The 8,811-nt window shown below is 55.4% G+C and carries 7 protein-coding genes and 1 rRNA gene; 5 read left to right on the forward strand and 3 right to left on the reverse strand.

Annotated features, from left to right (window positions below; all coding sequences use genetic code 11):
• Positions 1 to 12: 12 nt before the first annotated feature.
• A complete protein-coding gene (locus ABEH87_RS15570; RefSeq protein ID WP_346577502.1) occupies positions 13 to 1,053 on the reverse strand; it encodes a tRNA/rRNA methyltransferase in 1,041 nt (346 codons plus the stop codon).
• A gap of 233 nt (positions 1,054 to 1,286) precedes the next feature.
• Here ABEH87_RS15570 and trxC point away from each other — a divergent pair, with 233 nt between their 5' ends.
• The 5 genes from trxC to ABEH87_RS15595 all read left to right on the forward strand — a co-directional run bounded on the left by trxC (position 1,287) and on the right by ABEH87_RS15595 (position 7,060).
• The gene (trxC, locus tag ABEH87_RS15575) at positions 1,287 to 1,706 is read left to right on the forward strand and encodes a thioredoxin TrxC (RefSeq protein ID WP_346577504.1); all 420 of its coding nucleotides are present in this window, start codon (positions 1,287 to 1,289) and stop codon (positions 1,704 to 1,706) included.
• Positions 1,707 to 1,769: 63 nt separating this feature from the next.
• Complete coding sequence (locus tag ABEH87_RS15580) at positions 1,770 to 2,483, forward strand: tRNA-uridine aminocarboxypropyltransferase (protein WP_346577505.1); 714 nt, start codon at positions 1,770 to 1,772, stop codon at positions 2,481 to 2,483.
• A 72-nt stretch (positions 2,484 to 2,555) separates the two neighbouring features.
• Positions 2,556 to 5,225 (forward strand): bifunctional acetate--CoA ligase family protein/GNAT family N-acetyltransferase, encoded by a 2,670-nt coding sequence (locus ABEH87_RS15585; RefSeq protein WP_346577507.1) that lies wholly within the window; start codon positions 2,556 to 2,558, stop codon positions 5,223 to 5,225.
• A gap of 99 nt (positions 5,226 to 5,324) precedes the next feature.
• Complete coding sequence (gene pssA, locus ABEH87_RS15590) at positions 5,325 to 6,680, forward strand: CDP-diacylglycerol--serine O-phosphatidyltransferase (protein WP_346577532.1); 1,356 nt, start codon at positions 5,325 to 5,327, stop codon at positions 6,678 to 6,680.
• Positions 6,681 to 6,739: 59 nt separating this feature from the next.
• Complete coding sequence (locus ABEH87_RS15595) at positions 6,740 to 7,060, forward strand: YfiM family lipoprotein (RefSeq protein WP_346577509.1); 321 nt, start codon at positions 6,740 to 6,742, stop codon at positions 7,058 to 7,060.
• Here the strand turns inward: ABEH87_RS15595 and ABEH87_RS15600 are convergent, their stop codons facing one another.
• Positions 7,061 to 8,362 (reverse strand): MFS transporter, encoded by a 1,302-nt coding sequence (locus ABEH87_RS15600; protein ID WP_346577511.1) that lies wholly within the window; start codon positions 8,360 to 8,362, stop codon positions 7,061 to 7,063. It abuts the gene before it with no gap.
• 324 nt (positions 8,363 to 8,686) lie between these two features.
• A 5S ribosomal RNA gene (gene rrf, locus ABEH87_RS15605) occupies positions 8,687 to 8,802 on the reverse strand.
• Positions 8,803 to 8,811: the final 9 nt, after the last annotated feature.

The following is an 8,811-nucleotide window of genomic DNA, read 5'->3' on the forward strand; positions in this document are numbered from 1 at the left end:
TTTATCGCCCTGTCAGGCGTTTTGACGCCACCATTCGGCCAGCAGTACACCGGTTGCCACGGAAACGTTAAGGCTTTCCACTTTACCCGTACCACCGATAGAAACGCTCAGGTCGCCCTGATCGAAGGTGCTGTCTGACAGACCGTCACGCTCCTGACCCAACACCAGCACCATTTTCGCCGGCAGTTCCGCACGAGACAGCGGTACGCCTTTATGGCTGGACGTGGTAACGATGGTGTAACCCGCTTTGCGGAACGCGCTCAGACCGGCAGCAAAGCTTTCGCCGCTAATTGCCTGCACATGTTCTGCCCCGCCTTCGGCGGTACGCACAGCGGCGCCCGATTCCAGCATGGAGGCATCATCCACCAGCAGCCCTTTCACACCAAAGTGGGCACAGCTACGCATGATACCGCCCAGATTGTGCGGGTTACCGATATCTTCCAGCGCCAGCACACAGTCTTTGTCGCCTGCGATTGACAGCCATTCGCTGACCGGCATACCGGAGCGCTTTTTGATCAGGAAGCAAACACCGCCGTGGTGCTCTGTACCGGAGGCTTTCTGCAGCTCGGCTTCATCCACGGTGTGGTAAGCCTTGCGGTTGGCCGCCATGTATTTCAGTGCTTCACGAAAACGCGGGGTGACGCTCTGGATGAACCAGGCACGTACGATACTCTCCGGGCGGCTCTGGAACAGTGCCTGGCAGGCGTTTTCGCCATACACACGCGTCTCTTCCATACGCTGACGGCGTATCTGCTCTGGATCGATATAACTTTTACCGCTGATGCCGCCGTGGTCCGGCTTATCGTCAGCAGCGGGTGCTGCATTTGGCGCACGGGAAACGGTACGCCACGGAGAGTCAGAATGCCCTTCGTCGCGATCGCGCCCGCCACGTGGCTTGCTGTCTGCATTACGTGATGGACGGCGTGCGCCATCCTGTGGACGTGGAGCACCTTTACCGGTACGGGGATTTCCGCCCTTATTGCTGCTCTCGTCATCACCGCGGACATACATCACTTTGACCTTGCCGCTCTTACCTTTAAATTCGTCGTTCATTTTTCCTCCACCTGGCCTGAGCGCGAAGCGCGCAGATTACCTGATGTGGCAGCACTTAGCTATCAACTTCCAATAAAAGCGCGTAGCTGTTTATCCGCAACATCGTTATGAGACATTACCTATTATACTCATTGAACAAACCGCATTGTTAGCCTCACTCCTCCCCCGCATAATGCTGGCAGATTTACTGAAAACGCAGTAAGTAATCACTAACTCCTGAACTGAGGTGACTCATGAATACGGTTTGTGCATCCTGCCAGGCAACCAATCGTGTGCCGGCAGAGCGACTGGATGACGGTGCGAAATGCGGCCGCTGCGGTCACGTCCTGTTTGATGGCCATGTGATCAATGCCACGACGGCTACCCTGGATAAATATCTGCAGGACGACCTGCCGGTCGTGATCGATTTCTGGGCCCCGTGGTGTGGCCCGTGCGTTAACTTTGCTCCGGTTTATGAATCGGTAGCGCAGGAACGTAACGGCAAAATTCGTTTCCTGAAAGTGAACACCGAAGCGGAGCCTGAACTGAGCGCCCGCTTCCGTATCCGCAGTATCCCCACCATTATGGTATTCAGACAGGGGCAAATGGTCGATATGCTCAACGGCGCAATGCCGAAAGCGCCTTTCGAAGCCTGGCTGGACGAAAATCTGTAAGCATCAGGCCGGGCACGCCCGGCCTGAATCCGTTAGAATGGCGTTTTTCGCTGATGATCGATAATGACCGATAACGCTGTTCTGCTGCTGCGCGCTGCGCGCCTGGCCCGGGCTACCCGCCCTTTTCTTGCCCGAGGCAACCGTATTACGCGCTGTCAGCGCTGCCTGCTGCCGCAAAAAAACTGCCTGTGTGACACCCTTTCGCCGCAGCAGGCACGCAGCCGGTTCTGCCTGGTGATGTTCGATAGCGAACCCCTGAAACCCAGTAATACCGGACGGCTGATTGCCGATATTCTGCCGGATACTCTGGCCTTTGGCTGGTCACGTACCGATCCGGATGCCGCCCTGCTGGCTGCCGTGCGCAATCCGAACTATCAGCCGGTAGTGGTATTTCCTGCATCCTATGCCGACCCGGACCGGGCGGTGCTGACTTCCCCTCCCACCTGCGGCAAACCCCCGCTGTTTATTATGCTGGACGGCACCTGGACCGAAGCGCGTAAAATGTTCCGCAAAAGCCCGTGGCTGGACACGCTCCCGGTGATGTCACTGAACCTGACCCGCCCGTCTAACTATCAGCTGCGCGTGGCGCACGCCGCAGGCCAGCACTGCACCGCTGAAGTCGCGGCAGAGCTGCTCCTCCAGGCGGGCGATACCGCAGCCGGCGAAGCTCTGTTCCGGCACTTCGACCTGTTCCGCCAGCGCTATCTGGCCGGTAAGCCGCATCATCCACAACAAACAGCTGAAAATGATGATGAAATCCTGCCTCCGATCAATTAACTGACACGCCGGACAACAACTTCATCCGGCAACCGTTAGAATCATAAGACTGTTGCCAGAGGGAGCAAAGATGTGAGCCAGCGTGGACTAGAAGCCCTGTTACGACCGAAATCCATTGCGGTGATCGGTGCCTCTACCCGGCCAGAACGTGCCGGTTATCTGATGATGCGTAACCTGCTGGCCGGGGGCTTCAGCGGCCCGGTGCTGCCGGTCACGCCGAAGTATCAGGCCGTTTGCGGCGTACTCGCCTGGCCGGATATCGCCAGTTTGCCGCTCTCTCCCGATCTCGCCATTATCTGTACCCATGCGAAACGCAACCTTGAGCTGCTTACGGCTCTGGGCGAACGCGGCTGCAAAGCCTGCATCATCCTTTCCGCCCCCGACGAGCAGTTAGCTGAACTGAAAGCCTGCGCCAGCCGCTGGCAGATCCGCCTGCTCGGCCCGAACAGCCTTGGCCTGCTCGCCCCCTGGCAGGGCCTGAACGCCAGTTTTTCTCCGGTGCCGATCACCCCCGGCAAACTGGCCTTTATTTCACAGTCCGCCGCCGTATCGAATACCATCCTTGACTGGGCACAGCAGCGCCAGCTGGGGTTCTCCTGGTTTATTGCTCTGGGCGACAGTCTGGATATTGACGCTGACGATCTGCTCGACTTCCTGGCCCGCGACGGTAAAACCAGCGCTATTCTTCTTTATCTTGAACATCTCAGCGACGCGCGGCGTTTTGTTTCCGCCGCCCGCAGCGCCTCGCGCAATAAACCGATTCTGGTGATCAAAAGTGGCCGTAGCCCCTATGCCCAGCAGCTGCTCAAAACTCACGGCGGAATGGATGCCGCCTGGGATGCGGCGATTCAACGCGCCGGGCTGCTGCGCGTGCAGGATACTCATGAACTGTTCTCGGCGGTAGAAACGCTCAGCCACATGCGTCCGCTGCGCGGCGAGCGGCTGATGATTATCAGTAACGGAGCAGCGCCAGCGGCACTGGCTCTTGATGCACTCTATGCCCGTAACGGTAAGCTCGCGACGTTAAGTGAGTCTTTACTGACTGAACTGACCGCGCTGCTGCCGGAAGGCGTTACGCCGGGCAACCCGCTGGACCTGAAAGATGATGCCACCCCGGAACACTATCTGCAGGCGCTGTCGCTGCTGCTCAACAGTCACGATCTGGATGCTATCCTGATCATCCACGCTCCGAGCGCAGTAGCGCCACCAACGCTGACGGCCAGGAAAATTATCACGCTGGTACAGCAGCATACACGCGGCAGGCAGCTGACGCTGCTTACCAACTGGTGTGGCGAGTACTCTTCTGTGGAAGCCCGCCGCCTGTTCAACGATGCCGGTATTCCGACTTATCGCACGCCGGAAGGAACGGTGACCGCCTTTATGCATATGGTGGAGTACCGCCGCAACCAGAAACAGCTGCGTGAAACGCCGGCGTTACCCGCGAACCTGACAGCTAACACCGCCGATGCCCATCGTCTGATCCATCAGGCGTTGCAGGAGGGGGCGACATCGCTGGATACGCACGAGGTGCAGCCCATCCTTCAGGCATACGGTTTGAGTACCCTGCCGACGTGGATTGCCAGCGACAGTGCAGAAGCGGTGCATATTGCCGGACAGATTGGTTATCCGGTCGCGCTGAAACTGCGCTCCCCGGATATTCCGCATAAATCAGAGGTACAGGGCGTAATGCTCTACCTGCGTACGCCGGAAGAAGTGGCGCAGGCGGCGGATGCCATTATCGACCGTGTGAAGCTGGCCTGGCCGCAGGCGCGGATCCACGGACTGCTGGTACAAAGCATGGCGAACCGCGCAGGAGCACAGGAGCTACGCATTGTCGTGGAGCAGGATCCGCTATTCGGCCCGGTGATTATGCTGGGAGAAGGTGGCGTCACCTGGCATGCCGACCGGCAGGCGGTGATTGCCCTGCCTCCGCTGAATATGACGCTGGCACGCTATCTGGTGATCCAGGCCATTAAAAATGGAAAAATTCGTGGACGCAGCGCCCTGCATCCACTGGATATCAGCGGCCTGAGCCAGGTACTGGTGCAGGTATCGAATCTGGTGGTGGATTGTCCGGAAATTGTGCGTCTGGATATTCATCCACTGCTGGCAAGCCATGAGGAATTTACACTGCTGGATGTCACACTGCAGCTGGCGGAATTCCACGGTGATGCGCAGGCTCGGCTGACGATACGTCCTTATCCTCACGATCTGGAAGAGGCCGTCCAGTTAAAAAATGGTCAGCAGTGCCTGTTCCGCCCCATCCTGCCGGAAGATGAGCCTCTGCTACAGCAGTTCATTGCCCAGGTCACCAAAGAAGATCTCTACTATCGCTATTTTAGTGAGATCAATGAGTTCACTCATGACGACTTGGCTAACATGACGCAGATCGACTACGATCGGGAAATGGCGATTGTTGCAGTACGACAGAACCAGGGGCAGGATGAGATCATTGGCGTGACGCGGGCGATCTCCGATGCCGACAATATTGATGCCGAGTTCTCGGTACTGGTGCGCTCTGATTTAAAAGGGTTAGGTCTGGGGCGGCGCCTGCTGGAAAAAATGATTATCTACACCCGCCAGCACGGTTTGTTACAGCTGAATGGCATCACCATGCCGGGTAACAGAGGTATGATTACTCTGGCTCGTAAGCTGGGCTTTTCAGTAGATATCCAGCTTGAGGATGGCATTGTCGGGCTCTCGCTGGCGCTACAAGTTGATACCGCCATGCCCGAAAAGTAAATCTGATACCATCGGGGCAAACTAATGGTATTATTCGCCGTTAGGGTCATGATTTTATGGCAAAAGGCCATTCTATGAACAGAGAAGAAACGCACTGTGATGTTGTCAAAATTTAAACGAAATAAACACCAACAGCACCTTGCGCAACTGCCTAAAATTTCTCAGTCAGTTGCTGATTTCACGACGCTGTATTCCCCGGCAGATTTTCGCGAAACCCTGCTGGAAAAAATTGCGTCTGCCACCCGGCGAATCTGCATAGTGGCTCTCTATCTGGAAAATGATGAGGGGGGCCAGGCTATTCTCTCCGCGCTCTACAGTGCTAAACAGCAGCGCCCGGAGCTCGATATCCGGGTACTGGTTGACTGGCACCGTGCGCAGCGCGGGCGCATTGGCGCCGCCGCCTGCGCCACAAACGCCGACTGGTATTGCGATATGGCAGCCCGGCATCCCGGCGTTGAAATCCCGGTGTATGGTATCCCGGTCAACACCAGAGAAGCGCTGGGCGTACTGCACCTCAAAGGGTCAGTTATAGATGATACTTTGCTGTATACCGGTGCCAGTTTTAATGACGTCTATCTGCATCAGAAAGATAAGTATCGCTATGACCGCTATCAGCTGATTGGCAACCGCGTGCTGGCTGATACGATGTTCAAGTGGATTGATACCAATCTGATCCAGGCCGAAGCGGTACACCGCCTGGACCAGGTTGAGCGCCCGAAAAGCCCTGAAATCAAAAATGAGACCCGTCAGTTTCGTCAGGATTTGCGTGGCTTCGACTATCAGTTTAATGGCGATGCCAATAATGAAGAGCTGGCGGTGACCCCGCTGGTTGGCCTTGGCAAACGCAGCCTGTTGAACAAAACCATCTACCATCTTATGCCGTGCGCCGAGCAGAAACTGACTATCTGCACCCCCTACTTTAACCTGCCTGCTATCCTGGTGCGTAACATCATCTGGCTGCTGCGTCAGGGGAAGGATGTGGAAATTATCGTCGGTGATAAGACCGCGAATGACTTCTATATCCCGCAGGATCAGCCTTTCAAAATTATCGGGGCACTGCCCTATCTGTACGAGATTAATCTGCGTCGTTTTCTCAGCCGTCTGCAGTATTACGTCAACACCGAACAGCTAACGGTGCGCCTGTGGAAAGATGGTGAAAACAGCTATCACCTGAAAGGTCTGTGGGTTGATGACGAGTGGATGATGGTGACGGGCAACAACCTTAACCCGCGCGCATGGCGGCTGGATCTGGAAAATGCAGTGCTGATCCACGATCCGCTGCAGCAGTTGACGGAGCAGCGCGATCGGGAACTCAGCCTGATCCGCGAACACACGACCGTCGTAAAGCATTTTCACGATCTGGAAAGCATCGCCGATTATCCGGTGAAAGTGCGTAAGCTAATCCGTCGTCTGCGACGCATCCGAATTGATCGGTTGATTAGCCGTATTCTGTAATCGTCTATACTGCTGTGTACCAGCCCTGTTTTTACAGGGCTTTTTTATGGGAGTCGACGATGCGTTTCTCTCTGCTGGCGGTACTGCTTTTTTGCAGCGGTTGTACTCATATGGCTCAGGACGCGTGGACGGGGCGCGATAAAGCTCAGCATTTTCTCTCTTCTGCTTTTCTGTCCGCCGCAGGCAACGCTTATGGCCAACAGCAGAACTGGCGTGAAGGCCACAGTGGCGGCTTCGGCGTGATGTTTTCCCTCAGCCTGGGAGCAGCGAAAGAGCTGTATGACAGCAGAGAGGGGGGAAGCGGCTGGAGCTGGAAAGATTTTAGCTGGGACATAGCCGGTGCAGCCACCGGCTATGCATTGTGGAACCTTGGTCAGTAGTTACAGTTTCAGTCCTTTGCCTCGACGATGCAGCATCAGCGAAACGAGGAAGGCAATCGCCCCCATTGCGGAAACATACCAGAAGAAACTGGTCTCGCTACCCGCTGCCTTCAGCGACAGCGCGACATACTCAGCCGAGCCACCGAATAACGCATTGGCTACTGCATAAGACAGCCCGACCCCCAGCGCGCGTACTTCCGGTGGGAACATCTCCGCCTTCAGGATCCCGCTGATCGAGGTGTAAAAACTGGTGATGATCAGCGCCAGCATCACCAGTGAGAAAGCCAGAACCGGGCTGGTGACGCTTTGCAACACGGTGAGAATCGGCACCGTGCAGACAGCAGCCAGACCACCGAACATCAGCATTGAATTACGCCGCCCAATCTTATCGGATAACGCCCCAAACAGCGGCTGCAGCAGCATAAAGATAAACAGCGCTGCGGTCATCAGGCCGCTGGCAGTTTTATGATCCATGCCTGAGGTGTTCACCAGGTATTTCTGCATATAGGTGGTGAAGGTGTAAAAACTTAATGAGCCACCGGCAGTAAAACCCAGCACCATAATAAAGGCGCGGCGATGTTTCCACAGCCCTATAAGAGAACCGGCATCTTTATGGGTCCGTGTTTTATGATCGGAAGTTTCTTTCAGCGAACGACGCAGATAAAGCGCAACGACAGCTAACACTGCTCCCAGTGCAAACGGAATACGCCAGCCCCAGGTACGCAGCTCTTCATCCGATAATATCTGCTGCAATACCACCACAGTCAGCAGCGCCAGTAACTGCCCGCCAATCAGTGTAACGTACTGGAAAGAGGCATAAAAACCTTTCCGCCCTTCCACTGCCACTTCACTCATGTAGGTAGCGCTGGTGCCATATTCTCCACCGACGGACAGCCCCTGGAACAGACGAGCCAGCAGTAATAATGCCGGAGCCCAGACGCCTATCGTCTCATAGCCAGGCAGGCAGGCGATGACCAGCGATCCAAAGCACATCATGCAAACTGAGATCAGCATGGACGTTTTTCGCCCGTGCTTATCGCCAATATAGCCAAACAGCCAGCCACCAATTGGCCGCATCAGGAAACCAGCCGCAAATACGCCGGCAGTTTGTAACAGCTGTGTAGTCGGGTTACCGCTGGGGAAAAAGATATGGGCAAAATAGAGCGAACAGAATGAATAGACGTAGAAGTCGAACCATTCCACGAGGTTGCCGGATGAAGCCCCTACGATCGCCCAGATACGCTGGCGTGTGGTCATAGTGCTCTGTGAACGTGGATGTTGTTCGGTGATGGACTCTGCCATGTAATAACCTCGTGAGTTTTCCCTGCTTTAAAAAGCACCTAAGTCTGTGAATGTATCAGTTAACTCAAATTCCCGTTTATTAAGAAGTTGTTTTATAAGGATTGATTGCGTTTTTTGTGAACCAGCATGGATTATTACACACCGGAGAAACCGGGAAAATCAGCAAGGAGGAGGTTATTCATGAGGGAAATCTGAAAAAAGCGTGACTGACAGAGGCGGGACGCGTCCATTGGGTCAGATGGTGGGATAAAATGCCCGATCGCTACTGGCCGCTTAAAACGCAAAAAACCCCGGCCTTTCGGTCGGGGTTATTGCTTATTTTATGCCTGGCAGTTCCCTACTCTCGCATGGGGAGACCCCACACTACCATCGGCGCTACGGCGTTTCACTTCTGAGTTCGGCATGGGGTCAGGTGGGACCACCGCGCTAAAGCCGCCAGGCAAATTCTG

Source organism: Erwinia sp. Eh17-17, from assembly GCF_039675725.1.
Classification (GTDB): Bacteria; Pseudomonadota; Gammaproteobacteria; order Enterobacterales; family Enterobacteriaceae; genus Erwinia.

Coding starts and splice junctions, on each gene's coding strand:
- pssA (WP_346577532.1), top strand. CDS start 5,325: ATGTTGTCAAAATTTAAACGAAATAAACACCAACAGCACCTTGCGCAA.
- ABEH87_RS15580 (WP_346577505.1), top strand. CDS start 1,770: ATGACCGATAACGCTGTTCTGCTGCTGCGCGCTGCGCGCCTGGCCCGG.
- ABEH87_RS15600 (WP_346577511.1), bottom strand. CDS start 8,362: ATGGCAGAGTCCATCACCGAACAACATCCACGTTCACAGAGCACTATG.
- ABEH87_RS15570 (WP_346577502.1), bottom strand. CDS start 1,053: ATGAACGACGAATTTAAAGGTAAGAGCGGCAAGGTCAAAGTGATGTAT.
- trxC (WP_346577504.1), top strand. CDS start 1,287: ATGAATACGGTTTGTGCATCCTGCCAGGCAACCAATCGTGTGCCGGCA.
- ABEH87_RS15595 (WP_346577509.1), top strand. CDS start 6,740: ATGCGTTTCTCTCTGCTGGCGGTACTGCTTTTTTGCAGCGGTTGTACT.